Annotated in this window: 17 protein-coding genes; 7 read left to right on the top strand and 10 right to left on the bottom strand. The window is 70.0% G+C overall.

Going from position 1 to position 17,156, the window contains the following annotated elements:
* Window positions 1-48 precede the first annotated feature (48 nt).
* On the top strand, window positions 49-981 hold the full coding sequence (locus tag ABH931_RS15065; RefSeq protein WP_370113307.1) for a serine protease: 933 nt from the start codon (window positions 49-51) through the stop codon (window positions 979-981).
* A gap of 37 nt (window positions 982-1,018) precedes the next feature.
* On the opposite strand, the gene ABH931_RS15060 is transcribed toward ABH931_RS15065, so the two are convergent.
* From ABH931_RS15060 to ABH931_RS15025, 8 genes are all read right to left on the bottom strand, one after another.
* Window positions 1,019-1,306: a metal-sulfur cluster assembly factor gene (locus ABH931_RS15060; RefSeq protein ID WP_042363931.1), complete on the bottom strand. Its 288-nt coding sequence runs from the start codon at window positions 1,304-1,306 to the stop codon at window positions 1,019-1,021.
* A 107-nt stretch (window positions 1,307-1,413) separates the two neighbouring features.
* Window positions 1,414-1,869, bottom strand: a complete 456-nt coding sequence (gene sufU / locus ABH931_RS15055; RefSeq protein WP_370113305.1) for a Fe-S cluster assembly sulfur transfer protein SufU — start codon at window positions 1,867-1,869, stop codon at window positions 1,414-1,416.
* 22 nt (window positions 1,870-1,891) lie between these two features.
* On the bottom strand, window positions 1,892-3,148 hold the full coding sequence (locus ABH931_RS15050; protein WP_370113303.1) for a cysteine desulfurase: 1,257 nt from the start codon (window positions 3,146-3,148) through the stop codon (window positions 1,892-1,894).
* The gene (sufC, locus tag ABH931_RS15045; RefSeq protein WP_042441505.1) at window positions 3,145-3,909 is read right to left on the bottom strand and encodes a Fe-S cluster assembly ATPase SufC; all 765 of its coding nucleotides are present in this window, start codon (window positions 3,907-3,909) and stop codon (window positions 3,145-3,147) included. Before sufC ends, ABH931_RS15050 begins: the two co-directional genes overlap by 4 nt.
* A gap of 4 nt (window positions 3,910-3,913) precedes the next feature.
* The gene (locus ABH931_RS15040; protein ID WP_370113301.1) at window positions 3,914-4,240 is read right to left on the bottom strand and encodes a non-heme iron oxygenase ferredoxin subunit; all 327 of its coding nucleotides are present in this window, start codon (window positions 4,238-4,240) and stop codon (window positions 3,914-3,916) included.
* Complete coding sequence (gene sufD, locus ABH931_RS15035) at window positions 4,237-5,439, bottom strand: Fe-S cluster assembly protein SufD (protein WP_370113299.1); 1,203 nt, start codon at window positions 5,437-5,439, stop codon at window positions 4,237-4,239. Before sufD ends, ABH931_RS15040 begins: the two co-directional genes overlap by 4 nt.
* A gap of 63 nt (window positions 5,440-5,502) precedes the next feature.
* The gene (gene sufB / locus ABH931_RS15030; protein WP_370113298.1) at window positions 5,503-6,915 is read right to left on the bottom strand and encodes a Fe-S cluster assembly protein SufB; all 1,413 of its coding nucleotides are present in this window, start codon (window positions 6,913-6,915) and stop codon (window positions 5,503-5,505) included.
* The gene (locus ABH931_RS15025) at window positions 6,912-7,703 is read right to left on the bottom strand and encodes a helix-turn-helix transcriptional regulator (RefSeq protein WP_370113296.1); all 792 of its coding nucleotides are present in this window, start codon (window positions 7,701-7,703) and stop codon (window positions 6,912-6,914) included. The genes sufB and ABH931_RS15025 overlap by 4 nt, the downstream gene beginning before the upstream one ends.
* A 125-nt stretch (window positions 7,704-7,828) precedes the next feature.
* Between ABH931_RS15025 and ABH931_RS15020 the strand changes: the two genes are divergently transcribed.
* The 4 genes from ABH931_RS15020 to ABH931_RS15005 all read left to right on the top strand — a co-directional run bounded on the left by ABH931_RS15020 (window position 7,829) and on the right by ABH931_RS15005 (window position 12,163).
* Window positions 7,829-8,758, top strand: coding sequence for an ABC transporter ATP-binding protein (locus tag ABH931_RS15020; protein ID WP_370113294.1), 930 nt, complete (start codon window positions 7,829-7,831; stop codon window positions 8,756-8,758).
* A gap of 65 nt (window positions 8,759-8,823) precedes the next feature.
* The gene (locus tag ABH931_RS15015) at window positions 8,824-9,543 is read left to right on the top strand and encodes an ABC transporter permease (protein ID WP_370113534.1); all 720 of its coding nucleotides are present in this window, start codon (window positions 8,824-8,826) and stop codon (window positions 9,541-9,543) included.
* Window positions 9,544-9,760: 217 nt separating this feature from the next.
* The gene (locus ABH931_RS15010; RefSeq protein WP_370113292.1) at window positions 9,761-11,095 is read left to right on the top strand and encodes a Cys-Gln thioester bond-forming surface protein; all 1,335 of its coding nucleotides are present in this window, start codon (window positions 9,761-9,763) and stop codon (window positions 11,093-11,095) included.
* 96 nt (window positions 11,096-11,191) lie between these two features.
* Entirely contained in the window at window positions 11,192-12,163 is a 972-nt protein-coding gene (locus ABH931_RS15005; RefSeq protein WP_370113291.1) for a heme A synthase, read from the top strand.
* A gap of 76 nt (window positions 12,164-12,239) precedes the next feature.
* Here the strand turns inward: ABH931_RS15005 and ABH931_RS15000 are convergent, their stop codons facing one another.
* Together ABH931_RS15000 and ABH931_RS14995 are read right to left on the bottom strand one after the other, a co-directional pair.
* Entirely contained in the window at window positions 12,240-12,569 is a 330-nt protein-coding gene (locus tag ABH931_RS15000; RefSeq protein WP_370113289.1) for a hypothetical protein, read from the bottom strand.
* Window positions 12,570-12,660: 91 nt separating this feature from the next.
* Entirely contained in the window at window positions 12,661-13,602 is a 942-nt protein-coding gene (locus tag ABH931_RS14995; RefSeq protein WP_370113287.1) for a heme o synthase, read from the bottom strand.
* Between the two features lie 307 nt (window positions 13,603-13,909).
* Between ABH931_RS14995 and tkt the strand changes: the two genes are divergently transcribed.
* Both tkt and tal read left to right on the top strand, forming a co-directional pair.
* Complete coding sequence (tkt, locus tag ABH931_RS14990) at window positions 13,910-16,000, top strand: transketolase (protein ID WP_370113285.1); 2,091 nt, start codon at window positions 13,910-13,912, stop codon at window positions 15,998-16,000.
* A gap of 33 nt (window positions 16,001-16,033) precedes the next feature.
* Window positions 16,034-17,152, top strand: a complete 1,119-nt coding sequence (gene tal, locus ABH931_RS14985) for a transaldolase (RefSeq protein WP_370113283.1) — start codon at window positions 16,034-16,036, stop codon at window positions 17,150-17,152.
* The last annotated feature ends 4 nt before the right edge of the window (window positions 17,153-17,156 follow it).

The raw sequence follows: 17,156 nt of genomic DNA, 5'->3' as shown, positions 1-17,156 counted from the left end.
GGCGGTATCTGTTTGCTCACGAACCGCACGGGTCGGCAGCCTGGCGCGATGAGAAGATCACGGATCCTCGGTGTCCTGACCGCGCTCGTCCTGTCGGCGCTGCCGACGCAACCGCCGGCCGTCGCAGCCGCCCATCGGGCGCCGACGAGCGCGGTGGTGGACTCCTGCAAGCCCGACGAGGGCCGGGGCGTCGCTCCGCAGGTCGCGGCCGGGGACCTCGTCGGCTCCTGGCCCGGTGCGCACTCGGCCCCACGCGCGCGGCGGTTGGGCGTGCCCCGCCCGCGCGCCGCGCACAAGCCGTACACGGACAACGACTCGGTGGGCCTGGTCTACGGCGAGGACGCCAAGGGGAGGTGCACCTACTGCACCGCCAGTGTGGTCCTCAGTCCGGCGGGACAGTCCGTGCTCGCGACCGCCGCCCACTGCATCTACGTCTGGGACCCGAAGGAGAACGGCGCCAAGGGGCGGGTCGGCTGGCTCGAACACGTCTTCTTCGTCCCCGCCTACCAGAAGGGCAAGCGGCCGCCCTACGGCGTCTTCCCGATCCACAAGGCGGCGGTCGAGCCGGGCTGGTACCTGGACGGTTCGGTCGACAGCGACCTCGCGTTCCTGGGCGCGGACCCCGACACCCACCACCGAAAGGTGGCCGACCTGGTCACCCAGTACGGTCTGGAGTTCAACGCGGACTTCCACCAGGAGGTGAAGGCGTTCGGATACTTCGACAGTCTCGCCCGGCTCACCAGTTGCTCGGGGAGGACGAAGCTGGCGTATCCCGCCATCAAGAAGATCGTCAGGTTCAGCCGCTGCCAGGTCTCGCACGGCAGCAGCGGCGGGCCCTGGTACGCCCGGTACACGGGCGGCTACGGGTACCTCGACGGGGTCACCGAGTCCGGCAACATCCCGGACGACCCGGACGACTACGTCTACTCGACCTACTTCGACGACGTCGCCTACGACACCTACCGCAGGGTCACCGGGTGACCGGCGACCCTGCGAGAGGGGACGTCAGACGTTGAAGTCAGACGTTGAAGCCGAGCGCGCGCAGCTGGTCGCGGCCGTCGTCGGTGATCTTGTCCGGGCCCCACGGCGGCATCCAGACCCAGTTGATCCGCAGGTCCTTGACCAGGCCGTCGGTGGCCGTGCGGGCCTGGTCCTCGATGACGTCGGTCAGCGGGCAGGCCGCGGACGTCAGCGTCATGTCGACGGTGGCGACGTCGCCCTCGTCGATGTGAACGCCGTAGATCAGGCCCAGGTTGACGACGTCGATCCCGAGCTCGGGGTCGACGACGTCCATGAGGGCCTCCATCAGGTCCTCGACCGCGACCGTGCCCTGGGTGGTACCCGTGAACCCGGTCGCCTCGGTGTCGGCGGCCTCGGTGGCGGCAGCCTCGGTCGAGGCGGCCTCGGTCTCGCTCATGCGCTCTCCTTGACGGGCGCTCCGGCCAGGGCCTGCGCCGTGGCGTCCTTCCAGGCCATCCAGCTCAGCAGGGCGCACTTGACGCGCGCCGGGTACTTGGAGACGCCGGCGAACGCGATCGCGTCCTCCAGCACCTCCTCGTCGCCCTCCTGCTGGCCCTTGGACTGCATCAGCTCCAGGAAGGCCTCCTGGATCTTCTGGGCCTCGCCCAGCTCCTTGCCGACCAGCAGCTCGTTCAGCACCGAGGCGCTGGCCTGGCTGATCGAACAGCCCTGGCCCTCGTACGAGACGTCCCGCAGGACCGTCCCGTCGAGCTTGACCCGCAGGGTGATCTCGTCACCGCAGGTCGGGTTGACGTGGTGCACCTCTGCGTCGCCGTCGCGCAGGCCACGGCCGTGCGGGTTCTTGTAGTGGTCCAGGATGATGTCCTGGTACAACGAGTCGAGCTTCATCGAGCCGCCGCTCCCTTTCCGACTAACCGAAGAAGGCTCGGACGTGGTGCAGCCCGTCGATCAGGGCGTCCACCTCCGCCTCGGTGGAGTACAGGTAGAACGACGCCCGCGTGGTCGCCGGAATTCCGTACCGCAGGCAGACCGGTCGCGCGCAGTGGTGGCCGACGCGCACGGCGATGCCCTGCTCGTCCAGCACCTGGCCCACGTCGTGCGGGTGGATGTCGCCCAGGGTGAAGGAGATCGCCGCCGCGCGGTCCTCGGCCGTGGTCGGGCCGATGATCCGCAGGTCGGGGACCTCCGCCAGGCGGTTCAGTGCGTACTCGGTGATCGCGTGCTCGTGCGCCGCGATCGCGTCCATGCCGACGCCGTTCAGGTACTCGATGGCCGCGCCCAGACCGACCGCCTGCGCGATCGGCGGGGTGCCCGCCTCGAACTTGTGCGGCGCGGGGGCGTAGGTCGAGGACTGCATGGAGACGGTCTCGATCATCTCGCCACCGCCCAGGAACGGCGGGAGGTCCTCCAGCAGCTCCTGACGGCCCCACAGGACGCCGATGCCCGTGGGCGCCAGCATCTTGTGGCCGGTGAAGGCGACGAAGTCGGCCTCCAGCGCCTGCACGTCCAGCACCATGTGCGGGGCGGCCTGCGAGGCGTCGATGACCACCAGCGCGCCCACGTCCTGGGCGCGGCGGACGATCGCCTCGACCGGGTTGACGGTGCCCAGGATGTTGGAGACCAGCACGAACGAGACGACCTTGGTCTTCTCGGTGATGATCTCGTCGATGTGGGACAGGTCGAGGCGGCCGTCGTCGGTCAGGCCGAACCACTTCAGCTTCGCGCCGGTGCGCTGCGCCAGCAGCTGCCACGGGACGATGTTGGAGTGGTGCTCCATCTCCGTGATGACGATCTCGGAGTCGGCGTCGACCTTGTACGGCTCCTCGGCCCAGCCGAGCATGTTCGCGACGAGGTTCAGCGACTCGGAGGCGTTCTTGGTGAACACCACCTCGTCGCGGCTCGGCGCGTTGATGAAGGACGCGACCAGGTCACGCGCGCCCTCGTACAGCGCCGTGGCCTCCTCGGCGAGCGTGTGCACACCCCGGTGGACGTTGGCGTTGTGCAGCTCGTAGTAGCCCGTCAGCGCGTCCAGGACCTGCTTGGGCTTCTGCGAGGTCGCCGCGTTGTCGAGGTAGATCAGCGGCTTGCCGTTGGGCAGGATCCGCGACAGGACGGGGAAGTCCTTGCGGATCGCGTCCACGTCCAGCGTGCGAGAGGTATGGATCACTCGGCTGCACCGCCCTTCACGTACTGCTCGTAGCCGTTCTCCTCGAGCTGGTCGGCCAGCTCGGGGCCGCCGGAGGCGACGATCTTGCCGCCCGCGAAGACGTGGACGAAGTCCGGCTTGATGTAGCGCAGGATGCGCGTGTAGTGGGTGATCAGCAGGGTGCCGACCTCACCGGTCTCGCGCACCCGGTTGACGCCCTCGGAGACGACGCGCAGCGCGTCGACGTCCAGACCCGAGTCGGTCTCGTCGAGGATCGCGATCTTCGGCTTGAGGAGCTCCATCTGGAGGATCTCGTGGCGCTTCTTCTCACCGCCGGAGAAGCCCTCGTTGACGTTGCGCTCGGCGAAGGCCGGGTCCATCTGGAGGTCGGCCATGGCCTCCTTGACCTCCTTGACCCAGGTGCGGAGCTTGGGGGCCTCGCCGCGGATCGCGGTGGCGGAGGTGCGCAGGAAGTTGGAGACCGAGACGCCGGGGACCTCGACCGGGTACTGCATGGCCAGGAAGACACCGGCGCGGGCGCGCTCGTCGACCGACATGGCCAGCACGTCCTCGCCGTCCAGCAGCACCGTGCCGGAGGTGATGGTGTACTTCGGGTGGCCGGCCAGCGAGTAGGCCAGGGTGGACTTGCCGGAGCCGTTCGGGCCCATGATCGCGTGGGTCTCGCCCTGCTTCACGACGAGGTCGACGCCCTTGAGGATCTCGCGCGGGCCGTTCTCGGCTTCGACGGAGACGTGCAGGTCGCGGATTTCAAGCGTTGCCATGGACTCAGGACTCCTGGGTGACGGAGACGAGCACATCGTCCCCTTCGATCTTTACGGGGTAGACAGGGACGGGCCGCGTGGCGGGGAGGCCCGAGGGCTTGCCGGTGCGCAGGTCGAAGCGCGAGCCGTGGAGCCAGCACTCGATCATGCAGTCCTCCACCTCGCCCTCGGACAGCGACACGTTGGCGTGCGAGCAGATGTCGTTGACGGCGAAGACCTCGCCCTCGGTGGCGACCACCGAGACGGCGACACCGTCGACCTCGACCCGCTTGGGGGTGTCGGCCTCCAGCTCGCTCAGCGCGGCGACGCGCACGAAGCCGTTGCTGCTCATCCGACCGACGCCTCCAGCTCGGCGTCGATCTTCTCGATCAGACGCTCCTGGAGCTCCGGCAGGCCGATCTGCTGGACCAGCTCGGCGAAGAAGCCACGCACCACCAGGCGGCGGGCCTCGTCGGCCGGGATGCCGCGCGACTGCAGGTAGAAGAGCTGCTCGTCGTCGAAGCGGCCGGTGGCGGAGGCGTGGCCGGCGCCGACGATCTCGCCGGTCTCGATCTCCAGGTTCGGGATCGAGTCGACCCGCGCGCCGTCGGTCAGCAGCAGGTTGCGGTTGAGCTCGTAGGTGTCGGTGCCCTCGGCCTCGGCGCGGATCAGCACGTCACCGACCCAGACCGCGTGCGCGTCCTGGCCCTGAAGCGCGCCCTTGTAGGCGACGTTGGAGCGGCAGTGCGGCGTGTCGTGGTCGACGAAGAGGCGGTGCTCCAGGTGCTGGCCCGCGTCGGCGAAGTACAGGCCGTAGAGCTCGGCCTCGCCGCCGGTGCCGTTGTAGATCACCCGCGGGTGCAGGCGCACCACGTCGCCGCCGAAGGTGACGACCACGGACTTGAAGCTCGCGTCGCGGCCGACCAGCGCGGTGTGCTGGGCGACGTGGACGGCGGTGTCCTCCCAGTCCTGGACGGAGACGACGGTCAGCTTGGCGCCGTCCCCGATCAGGTACTCCACGTTGGCGGCGAGCACGGCGTCACCGGTGTGCTCGATCACGACCACGGCCTCGGCGAAGGCGCCGACCTCGATCACCTGGTGGCCGTAGGCGACGCCGCCCTGGCCGTGGATGGTGATCCGGATCGGCTCGGTCAGCACGGCGTTCTTCGGGACGGAGACCAGACCGGCCTTGCCGAAGCTGCTGAAGGCCTGAGCCGCGACGCGGTCGACCGGCTTGCCGGCGGCGCCCACCCGGGCGTCGTCGCGCTCGACGGCGGTGACGAGCACGCCCTCGGGGGCGGTCACGTCGACCTTGATCGCGCCGGAGGTCGCCTCGGCGGTGCCGTCGTGCAGGCCCTTGAGCCGGTGCAGCGGCGTGAAGCGCCAGTTCTCCTCACGGCCGTGCGGGACCGGGAAGTCGTTCACGTCGTAGGACGCGACGGCCTCGCCGCGGGCGTCCGTCGGCTGGGCGGAGAACTCGCCGGGCACACCGGCGACCTTGATCGAGCCGGAGGTGGTGGACCCTCCGGGGGTGGTGGTGACGTCAGCCATGGCTGTCGTGCAACTCGCTTTCTGGAAAGGACTATGGGCAGCTGGGGTGGCGGTCGGGCCGGATCAGCCGACGGCACCTTCCATCTGCAGCTCGATCAGCCGGTTGAGCTCCAGCGCGTACTCCATCGGCAGCTCCTTGGCGATCGGCTCCACGAAGCCGCGGACGATCATCGCCATCGCCTCGAACTCCGTCATGCCGCGGCTCATCAGGTAGAAGAGCTGGTCCTCGGAGACCTTGGAGACCGTCGCCTCGTGACCCATGGAGACGTCGTCCTCGCGGACGTCGACGTACGGGTAGGTGTCGGAGCGGGAGATCGTGTCCACCAGCAGGGCGTCGCAGAGCACGTTCGACTTGGCGCCGTGCGAGCCCTCGCCGATCTCGATCAGGCCGCGGTAGGAGGTGCGGCCGCCGCCTCGCGCCACCGACTTGGAGACGATGTTGGAGGAGGTGTTGGGCGCCATGTGCACCATCTTGGCGCCGGCGTCCTGGTGCTGGCCCTCGCCCGCGAACGCGATGGAGAGCGTCTCGCCCTTGGCGTGCTCGCCCATCAGGTACACGGCCGGGTACTTCATGGTGACCTTGGAACCGATGTTGCCGTCGACCCACTCCATGGTCGCGCCCTCGTACGCCACGGCGCGCTTGGTGACCAGGTTGTAGACGTTGTTCGACCAGTTCTGGATCGTCGTGTAGCGGCAGCGGCCGCCCTTCTTGACGATGATCTCGACGACGGCGCTGTGCAGCGAGTCCGAGGAGTAGATCGGGGCGGTGCAGCCCTCGACGTAGTGGACGTAGGCATCCTCGTCGACGATGATCAGCGTCCGCTCGAACTGACCCATGTTCTCGGTGTTGATCCGGAAGTAGGCCTGCAGCGGGATCTCGACGTGCACGCCCTTCGGCACGTAGATGAACGAGCCGCCGGACCAGACCGCGGAGTTCAGCGAGGCGAACTTGTTGTCGCCGACCGGGATGACCGTGCCGAAGTACTCCTGGAAGAGCTCCGGGTGCTCCTTGAGCGCCGTGTCGGTGTCCAGGAAGATGACGCCCTGGGCCTCGAGCTCCTTGTTGATCTGGTGGTAGACCACCTCGGACTCGTACTGGGCGGCGACACCGGCGACCAGGCGCTGCTTCTCCGCCTCCGGGATGCCCAGCTTGTCGTAGGTGTTCTTGATGTCCTCGGGCAGGTCCTCCCAGGACTCCGCCGCCTTCTCCGTCGACCGGACGAAGTACTTGATGTTGTCGAAGTCGATGCCGGAGAGGTCGGAGCCCCAGGTGGGCATGGGCTTCTTGTCGAAGAGCTTCAGGCCCTTGAGGCGGAGCTTCAGCATCCACTCGGGCTCGTTCTTCTTCCCCGAGATGTCCCGGACGACGTCCTCGTTCAGACCGCGCTTGGCAGCGGCGCCGGCCGCGTCGGAGTCGGCCCAGCCGAACTCGTACTTGCCGAGGCCCTCGAGCTCCGGGTGAGCGGTGGTGGTCATGCGGGGTTCCTCCCGGATGCGGCGGTCGAATCGGTCGTGCTGGTGGTCTCTGTATGCGTCTCTTGGTGCGGCGGTGGGGCCGCTCTCGGGACGAAGGTCGTGCAGACCCCGTCGCCGTGGGCGATGGTCGCCAGCCGTTGCACGTGGGTGCCCAGCAGCTGCGAGAACAGCTCGGTCTCGGCCTCGCAGAACTGCGGGAACTGCTCGGCGATGTGCGCCACCGGGCAGTGGTGCTGGCAGAGCTGCTCTCCGAGCGGCGCACTGCGCACCGTGGCAGCGTAACCGTCCGCGGTGAGCGCTCCGGCCAGGGCCTGCGCCCTGGCCTCGGTGTCCGCGCACTCGCCGAGCTCGTGCGCGTACCGCTGCCCGTCACGGGCGAGGCGCGCACGGGCGAAGGCGACGAGCGCGTCCTTGCCCTTGTCGCCACCGCCGACGGCCTCCACGAGGAAGCCGAGCGCGTCCGCGGCGAGCCGGTCGTAGGCCTGGTAGAAGGTGCTGCGACCGGAGTCGGTCAGCAGGAACACCCGCGCGGGACGGCCGCGGCCGCGGTGGCCGTAGACCTTCTGCTCCCGCGAGGTCACCAGGCCCGCTGCGGTCAGCGCGTCGAGGTGGCGGCGCACGGCGGCCTGGGTCAGGCCGAGGCGCGCGGCCAGGTCGGCCGCGCTGGAGGGGCCGTGGTCGAGGATGGACCTGGCCACACGGTCGCGCGAGGACGTGGCGGCATGCGGGGCGGGGGCGGTCGCGTCGACCGCCTCGCGTCCCTCAGTCTGCTCGCGCACGTTTTTCACAACACCATTGTTGCGTAATTCCTTCCGGACGAACAAGCGCCGCAGGTCGCAGCGGAAAGTGCGGTCCATCACTAAGGGTTACCTAATCTGGGATCCGGGGCGGGGCGGTTCGTAGACTCGACCGCATGCATGACCACGCCCCCGCAGTCGAGATTCGGGGCCTCATCAAGCGGTACGGCGCCAAGACCGCCGTCGATGGCCTTGACCTCACCGTTCATCGCGGATCGCTCACCGCGGTCCTCGGGCCGAACGGGGCCGGGAAGACCACCACCATCGAGACCTGTGAGGGCTACCGCCGCCCCGACGCCGGGAGCGTGCGCGTCCTCGGGTTCGATCCGGTGACCCAGGCGGCGGAGCTGAAGCCCCGCGTCGGCGTGATGCTCCAATCGGGTGGTGTCTACCCCGGCGCCCGGGCGACGGAGATGCTGCGGCACACCGCCGAGCTGCACGCGAACCCCCTCGACGTCGACGAACTGTCGGAGCGCCTCGGCCTCGGCTCCTGCGGCCGCACCGTCTACCGCCGGCTCTCCGGCGGCCAGCAGCAGCGGCTCGCCCTCGCGATGGCCGTCGTCGGACGGCCGGAGCTGGTCTTCCTCGACGAGCCGACCGCCGGGCTCGACCCGCAGGCCCGCCGGGCGACCTGGGACCTGGTCCGCGACCTGCGCCGGGACGGCGTCAGCATCGTGCTCACCACCCACCACATGGACGAGGCCGAGCAGCTCGCGGACGACATCGCCATCGTCGACCGGGGCCGCGTCATCGCCCAGGGCAGCCCGGAGCAGCTGTGCCGCGGCGGGGCCGCGAACACGCTGCGCTTCCAGGGCCGCGGTGGCCTGGACCTCGGCGCCCTGCTCAAGGCGCTGCCGGACGGCTCCTCCGCCGCCGAGCTGACGCCGGGCAGCTACCTGATCGAGGGCCCGGTCGACCCGCAGCTGCTGGCGACCGTCACCAGCTGGTGCGCCCAGGCCGGCGTGCTCCCGGAGAAGCTCTCGGTCGAGCGCCGCACCCTCGAAGACGTCTTCCTCGAACTCACCGGACGGGACCTGCGCTCGTGACCACGACGACCACGCACACGCCGGGGAACTACAGCCCCGCCCCGGGCGCGGCCCCACTGGGCCGCATGCTGCGCGCGCAGACCGCGCTGGAGACCAGGCTGCTGCTGCGCAACGGCGAGCAGCTGCTGCTGACGATCGTGATCCCGAGCGTCCTGCTGCTGCTCTTCAGCGCGGTGGACATCGTGTCCACCACCGGGCCGGGCAAGCGCGTCGACTTCCTCGCGCCGGGACTGCTGGCGCTGGCCGTCATGTCCACCGCCTTCACCGGCCAGGCCATCGCGACGGGCTTCGAACGCCGCTACGGCGTCCTCAAGCGCCTGGGCGCGAGCCCGCTGCCGCGCTGGGCCCTGATGACGGCGAAGACCGGCAGCGTGCTGGTGACGGAGATCCTCCAGGTCGCCCTCCTGGCGGTCATTGCCATCGCCCTCGGCTGGACTCCGCACGGCAACCCGCTCGCGGTCCTGCTGCTCCTGGCCGCCGGCACCGCCGCCTTCTCCGGCCTCGGCCTCCTCATGGCGGGCACGCTCAAGGCGGAGGCGACCCTCGCCGCGGCCAACCTGGTCTTCATCCTGCTGCTGCTGGCCGGTGGCGTGATCGTCCCGCTGTCGAAGTTCCCCGGCGCGGTCCGCCCGGTGCTGGAGGCGCTGCCGATCAGCGCGCTCTCCGACGGCCTGCGCGCCGTCCTGCAGAACGGCGCGGCGATGCCCTGGGGTGACCTCGGCATCCTGGCCGCCTGGGCGGTCGTCGGGCTGGCCGCCGCCGCGCGCTTCTTCCGCTGGGAGTAGTCCGCCGAGGCCCTGCGAACGCTCAGACTCAGAGGAAACTGAGAGTTTCTCGACAGCCGTGTAACAGCTTCTGTCACATCCGTCCCACCCCTCCCGTGACTACCGGTCAGTTCACTAGGCTCCGGCCGACATCGAGTCATCCGGAGCATCGCCCTCCGACGCCGCACCTTCGGCCTCGCATTCTTGGCGTGCTCTGCACTAAGCAAGGGGTACGTCCATGTTCGGAATATCGGCGCGGGGAGGGGCCGTCCGCTTCGCGGCCGGGATCGTGTCGGCGGGGGCGATCGCGATCGGCGGAGCACTGGCCGGGGCCGGCGCGGCGCACGCGGACCAGAACGGCAGCGCCACGGCGACGCTCGGCGGGTTCCTGCACGCCGGGGCGATCGACGTCGACGGCAACAAGGCCTACGGCGGCACCGTCGCCATGCAGGACAGCGCGGCCCAGCCGCTCGCGGTCTACTGCATCGACCTGCACCACGAGACGCACGACGGCGTGCAGTACCAGGAGACCGGCTGGGCGCAGTCGACGCTCTCGCAGAACCCGGAGCGCGGCAAGATCCAGTGGATCCTGCAGCACTCCTACCCGGTGGTCTCCCCCGCGACCCTGGCCGGGGACATCGGCGCCGCGAGCCTGACCGAGGACCAGGCCGCCGCCGCCACGCAGGCCGCGATCTGGCACTACTCCGACAACGCGAACGCGGTGCCGGAGGACGGCACCGCCGCCCAGCTCACGACCTGGCTCGAGCAACACGCCCAGGACCTCGCCGAGCCGGCCCCCTCGCTCACCCTCTCCCCCACCTCGGTGGCCGGACGCAGCGGCAGGCTCGGCCCGGTGACGGTCACCACCAGCGCCTCCTCCGTGGACGTGTCCCTCACGGCGCCCGCCGGCGTGACGCTCACCGACGCCGGCGGCAAGCCCGTCACCACGGCCGTCAACGGCGAGAAGCTCTACGTCGACGTCCCGGCGGGCACCGCGGCCGGCAACGCCGAGCTGGACGCCACGACGACGACGGCACTCCCCGTCGGCCGCGCGTTCAAGGCCGTGGACGGCTCCAGCCAGACCATGATCCTCGCGGGTACCCAGCCCGTCTCGGTCAAGGCCGTCGCCCAGGCGCAGTGGGCCCCGCAGGGTCCCGTCCCGGCCGCGAACGCCAAGGAGGACTGCAAGCAGGGCGGCGTGGACGTCACCCTGACCAACGGCGGCGACCAGCCCTGGACCGCCGAGGTCGGCACCCTCCCGGTGACGGTCGCGCCGGGCGCGACCAAGACCGTGCTGGTCAAGGAGAAGGAGGGCCAGAAGTACCGCATCACCGTGACCGGCCCGAACTTCAGCAAGACCTTCACCGGCGCGCTGACCTGCAAGCCGACCGGCGGCAGCCACCTGCCGACCGGCACCCCGACGCCGTCCCCCTCCGCCTCGCAGCCGCCGCTGGCGGAGACCGGTGCCAGCAGCGCGACCCCGGTGATCGCCGGCGCCGGCGCGGGCTTCGTCCTGATCGGCGGCGCCGCGGTGTTCCTGCTCCGCAAGCGCCGGGGCCGTCACACCGCCTGACGCCCTGACGGCTGTGTGACGCGTGCCACGGCGGTCCGAGTGACCTGCCGTGGCCCGCGTCACCCCGGGCAAAGATCGCGAATCGGGGCACCTACGATGGACGACGTGCGTACCCCCTTCTCCTACCTCGCCGAGCGTGTGACCGTGCCGGACCGCTGGGTCCGGCGGACGGCGCTGGCGACGCTCGTGTGCAGCGTGCTGATCATCGTGACGGGCGGCGCGGTCCGCCTCACGGGCTCCGGCCTCGGCTGCCCGACGTGGCCCACCTGCACCGCGACGACGCTCGCGCCGACCGGCGCGATGGGCGTCCACGGCGTGATCGAGTTCAGCAACCGCATGCTGACCGACGTCATCTGCGTCGTCGTCGGACTCGCGATCCTGGCCTCGCGCTGCGCCAAGCCGTGGCGCAAGGAGGTCACCCGGATCGGGTGGTACCAGTTCTGGATCATCGTGGGCGACGCGATCGTCGGCGGCATCACGGTGCTGACGCACCTGAACCCCTACGTGGTCTCCTGCCACTTCCTGCTGTCGATGCTGCAGATCCTCGCCTCGCTGACGATGTGGCAGCGCACGCGGGAGGGCGACGGCGAGCCGGTGCGCACGGTCGGCCGCCCGATCATCCACCTCTCGCGGGTCACCGTGGCCATGACGGCCCTGCTGATCGCCGCAGGCACCCTGGTGACCGGCTCCGGCCCGCACCCGGGCGACAGCAGCGACGTCAAGCGGATGCCCTTCGACTGGGACAAGATCACCCAGTTCCACGCCGACTTCGCGATGGTCTCGGTCGGCCTGGCGGTGGCCATGATCTTCGTCCTGATGGCCGTGGACGCACCCACGGCCCCCCGCCGCCTCGCCAGGGAGTTCCTGGTCGTGCTGCTGGCGCAGGGCGTGCTGGGCTTCGTCCAGTACTTCACGCACGTGCCGGAGCTGCTGGTGGGCATCCACATGTTCGGCGCCGCGCTGTGCTGGGTCGCCGTGCTGCGCCTGCACCTCTCGCTGCGCGTGCGTCCCGCCGTCGGCGAGCTCAGCCGGCCGGCCGACATCGAGGCGCTGGTCGCCACCGCCTGACGCGCACCGACGAGGACGAGACAGACGACGGAGCCCCCGGCCATCGGCCGGGGGCTCCGTCGTGTGCGGGCGGGGATCAGATCTGGATGCCCGCCATGCGCTTCCACTCGTAGGGGCCGGTCTTGACCTTCAGGCCCAGCTCGCCCTCGAAGTTCTCGTGCCTGGTGATGCCGGACAGCTCCACCGCGCGCTCCGCGACGGCCACGGAGGGGGCCACCTGGTCGCCCCACGCGCCGTCCGCACCGACGATGGCGATCCGGGTCGCGATCTTGCCGACGTACTCGACGACGCCGTCCGCGCTGCCACCGTGCGCGGCGGCGAAGGCCTTGACGTTCTTGGCGATGCGCTGCGCACGCCTCTCGTCCCGGGGGGAGAGAGCGGCCGCGGTGGTCTCTTCGGTGGTCATAGCAGCAGATTACTCAGGGGTACCCCGACATACGACCGGGCCCCGATGTGCGTTATTGCACATCGGGGCCCGGTCCTCGGACAGGAGGGAACTACTTCAGGAACGGGTCGATCGCGATCTCGACGAAGAGCAGCGTCAGGTACGTGATCGACCAGTGGAACAGCCGCATCTCCTTCAGCTTCGCGCCCACCACACCGGCCTTGGCCCGGGCCAGCAGCCCGTGGGCCTCCTTCAGCCACAGCGCGCCCAGGGCCACCGCCGTGACCGGGTAGACCACGCTGGTGTGGCCCAGCGGCCAAAGCGTCAGCGAGACCGCGACCATCACCCAGCTGTAGGCGACGATCTGCTTGGCAACCGCCTCGTTCGTCGCGATCACCGGGAGCATCGGCACGCCGGCGTTCGCGTAGTCGTCCTTCACCTTCATCGACAGCGGCCAGTAGTGCGGCGGCGTCCAGAAGAAGATGACAAGGAAGAGCACGACCGGCGGCCACGCCAGCGAGTCGGTCACGGCCGACCAGCCGATGAAGACGGGCATGCAGCCGGCGATCCCGCCCCAGACGATGTTCTGCGCGGTGCGGCGCTTGAGGCCCATCGTGTAGACGACGACGTAGAAGAGCAGCGCCGCCAGCGAGAGCCCCGCGCTCAGCGGGTTGACCAGCGCCCAGAACCAGAGCGTCGAGCCGATCGCCAGCGCGATGCCGAAGACCAGCGCCTCGCGCGGGGAGACCATGCCGGTCACCAGCGGGCGGCGCTCGGTGCGGGTCATCAGCGCGTCGATGTCGCGGTCGATGTACATGTTGAGCGCGTTGGCCCCGCCCGCGGACAGGTAGCCGCCGACGACGACCTCCAGCACCAGGAGCAGGTCGGGCACTCCCCGCTGCGCCAGGAACATCACCGGAACGGTGGTGATCAGCAGCAGCTCGATGATCCGCGGCTTGGTCAGTGCGATGAAGGCCCCGAGGCGGGCCGTCAGCGGCCGGTGCCCGGGGTTCCCCTCGACCAGACCGGCCGGACGGGATTCGACGGCGGTCACACGAACACCCCTGGTTGATGAAGCTCAGCAGTACCACGCCACCTTAGACGTTCCATATCTCCGCTATTGCGGCGGGGGGCCGTGTCGGCGCAAAGCCCGTCGTCAGCAGGGTGAACCGGAGGGTGAACGTGGGACGAACGGTCATCGCTCCGTGTAACCGGTCTGCGGCGTTCAGCGGGAACGCATGCTCGCATCAGCGGTAGGCTCGCGTTTGTAAAGCGGGTCATCGCTCTGTGCCCAGTAACCGCCGCCGTTGTCGGCTCCTGGCGCGAGTCGGAAGACGTTACGGAAGGAGCCCTGATTCAGGGTGAGCACGACGCCGAGTAACACCTTCGAATGGGACGAGCTCGACCAGCGCGCGGTGGACACCGTCCGTGTCCTCGCGGCGGACGCGGTCCAGAAGGTCGGAAACGGTCACCCCGGTACGGCGATGAGCCTGGCCCCGGCCGCGTACCTCATCTACCAGCGCTTTCTGCGCCACGATCCCTCCGACGCGCAGTGGGTCGGCCGGGACCGCTTCGTGCTCTCGCCGGGCCACACCTCTCTCACGCTCTACATCCAGCTCTACCTGTCCGGCTACGGCCTGACCCTTGAGGACCTGGAGTCCTTCCGCACCTGGGGCTCGCGGACCCCGGGCCACCCGGAGCACGGGCACACCGTGGGCGTCGAGACGACCACCGGCCCGCTGGGCCAGGGTGTCGGCAACGCCGTCGGCATGGCGATGGCCAGCCGCTACGAGCGCGGTCTGTTCGACCCGGAGGCGCCGGCGGGCGCCTCCCCGTTCGACCAGACCATCTGGGCGATCGTCTCCGACGGCGACCTGGAGGAGGGCATCGCCTCAGAGGCCTCCTCGCTGGCCGGTCACCAGAAGCTGGGCAACCTCGTCTTCCTCTACGACGACAACCACATCTCGATCGAGGGCGACACCGAGACGGCCTTCTCCGAGGACGTCCTGAAGCGCTACGAGGCGTACGGCTGGCACATCCAGCGCATCGAGCCGGCCGAGTCGGGCGACGTCGACGTGCAGGCGCTGAACGCCGCGCTGACCGCCGCCAGGAACGAGACCGGCAAGCCGTCCATCATCGCGATGCGCACGATCATCGCCTGGCCGGCCCCGTCCGCGCAGAACACCGAGGCCGCCCACGGCTCCGCGCTCGGCGCGGACGAGGTCGCCGCGACCAAGCGCGTCCTCGGCTTCGACCCCGAGAAGTCCTTCGTCGTCGAGCCGGAGGTCCTCGCGCACGCCCGCAAGGTCGGCGAGCGCGGCGCGCAGGCCCACGCCGAGTGGGAGAAGCAGCTGGCCGACTGGCGCACCGACAACCCGGCCAACGCCGCCCTCTTCGATCGCGTACAGGCCGGCGAGCTCCCCGCGGGCTGGCAGCAGTCCGTGCCCGCGTTCGAGGTCGGCTCCTCCGTCGCCACCCGCGCCGCGTCCGGCAAGGTGCTGCAGGGTCTCGGCAAGGTGCTGCCGGAGCTGTGGGGCGGCTCGGCCGACCTCGCCGGCTCCAACAACACCACGATCGACGCCTCGTCCTCGTTCCTCCCGGTCGGCAACCCGCTGCCGGAGGCGAACCCGTACGGCCGCACGATCCACTTCGGGATCCGCGAGCACGCCATGGGCTCGACCATGAACGGCATCGCGCTGCACGGCAACACCCGCGTCTACGGCGGCACCTTCCTGGTCTTCTCCGACTACATGCGTGGCGCGGTGCGCCTGGCCGCGCTGATGAAGCTGCCGGTCACCTACGTGTGGACGCACGACTCCATCGGTCTCGGCGAGGACGGTCCGACCCACCAGCCGGTCGAGCACATGACCGCGCTGCGGGCGATCCCGGGCCTGAACATGGTCCGCCCGGCCGACGCCAACGAGACCGCGGTGGCGTGGGAGGAGATCACCCGCCGCCACACCGCCAACCCGGCCCCGCACGGTCTGGCGCTGACCCGCCAGGGCGTCCCCACCTACGCCCGCAACGAGGACGCGGCCAAGGGCGGCTACGTCCACACCGAGGCCACCGGTGGCGAGGCCAAGGTCGTCCTCATCGGCACCGGCTCCGAGCTGCAGCTCGCCGTCGCGGCCCGCGAGGCGCTGGAGGCCGAGGGCATCCCGACCCGCGTGGTCTCGATGCCGTCGGTGGAGTGGTTCGACGAGCAGACCAAGGCGTACCGCGACAGCGTGCTCCCGCCCGCGGTCAAGGCGCGCGTCGCGGTCGAGGCCGGCATCGCGCTGACCTGGTACCGCTTCGTCGGCGACGCCGGCCGCATCGTCTCCCTGGAGCACTTCGGCGCCAGCGCCGACGCCAAGCTGCTCTTCCGCGAGTTCGGCTTCACCGCCGAGCACGTGGCCGCCGCGGCCAAGGAATCGCTCAACGAGGCCGGGCTGGCCGCCGCCGGTAGCTGAACCAGACGTAACGCAGAGGAAAGAGCATCGAAAATGACTGACTCCCTGGCGCGCCTCAGCGACGAAGGCGTTGCGATCTGGCTGGACGACCTGTCCCGCAAGCGGCTCACCTCCGGCAACCTGGCCGAGCTGGTCCGTGACAAGCACGTGGTGGGCGTCACCACCAACCCGTCGATCTTCCAGAAGGCGATCGGCTCCGGCGACGGCTACGAGGCCCAGCTGGCCGACCTGGCCGTGCGCGGCGTCACCGTGGACGAGGCCGTCCGCATGATGACCTCCGCCGACGTCCGTGACGCGGCCGACGTGCTGCGCCCGGTCTACGACGCGAGCAACGGCCGCGACGGCCGGGTCTCCATCGAGGTCGACCCGCGCCTGGCCCACGAGACGGCGCCGACCGTCGCCGAGGCCAAGCAGCTGTGGTGGCTGGTCGACCGCCCGAACACCTTCATCAAGATCCCGGCCACGGTCGAGGGCCTGCCCGCGATCACCGCGGTGCTGGCCGAGGGCATCAGCGTCAACGTCACGCTGATCTTCTCGCTGGACCGCTACAAGGCCGTGATGGACGCCTTCCTCACCGGTCTGGAGCAGGCCAAGGCGAACGGCCACAGCCTCGCCACGATCGAGTCGGTCGCCTCCTTCTTCGTCTCCCGCGTGGACACCGAGATCGACAAGCGCCTGACGAAGATCGGCACCGAGGAGGCCCTCGGCCTCAAGGGCAAGGCGGCCATCGCCAACGCCCGCCTGGCGTACGAGGCGTACGAGGAGGTGTTCAGCAGCGACCGCTGGAAGGCGCTGGCCGCCGCGGGCGCCAAGCCGCAGCGTCCGCTGTGGGCCTCGACCGGCGTCAAGGACCCGAACTACGACGACACCATGTACGTCGTGGACCTGGCCGCCCCGGGCACGGTCAACACCATGCCGGAGGCCACCCTCGACGCCGTCGCCGACCACGGCGTGGTCCGCGGCGACACGGTGACGCCGAACTACGCCGACGCCAAGGCCGTCCTGGACCAGGTCGCCGCGCTCGGCATCTCCTACGACGACGTCGTCCAGGTGCTGGAGGACGAGGGCGTCGAGAAGTTCGAGATCTCCTGGAAGGAGCTGCTGGAGACCGTCCAGCAGTCCCTGGACGCGAAGGGCGGCGCGACGAAGTGACCGA

It is taken from the genome of Streptacidiphilus sp. MAP12-33 (genome assembly GCF_041261265.1).
In the GTDB taxonomy this organism is placed as follows: domain Bacteria; phylum Actinomycetota; class Actinomycetes; order Streptomycetales; family Streptomycetaceae; genus Streptacidiphilus.
The sequence above is the reverse complement of the archived record's forward strand: the minus strand, read 5'-3'. Positions and strand labels throughout refer to the sequence as shown.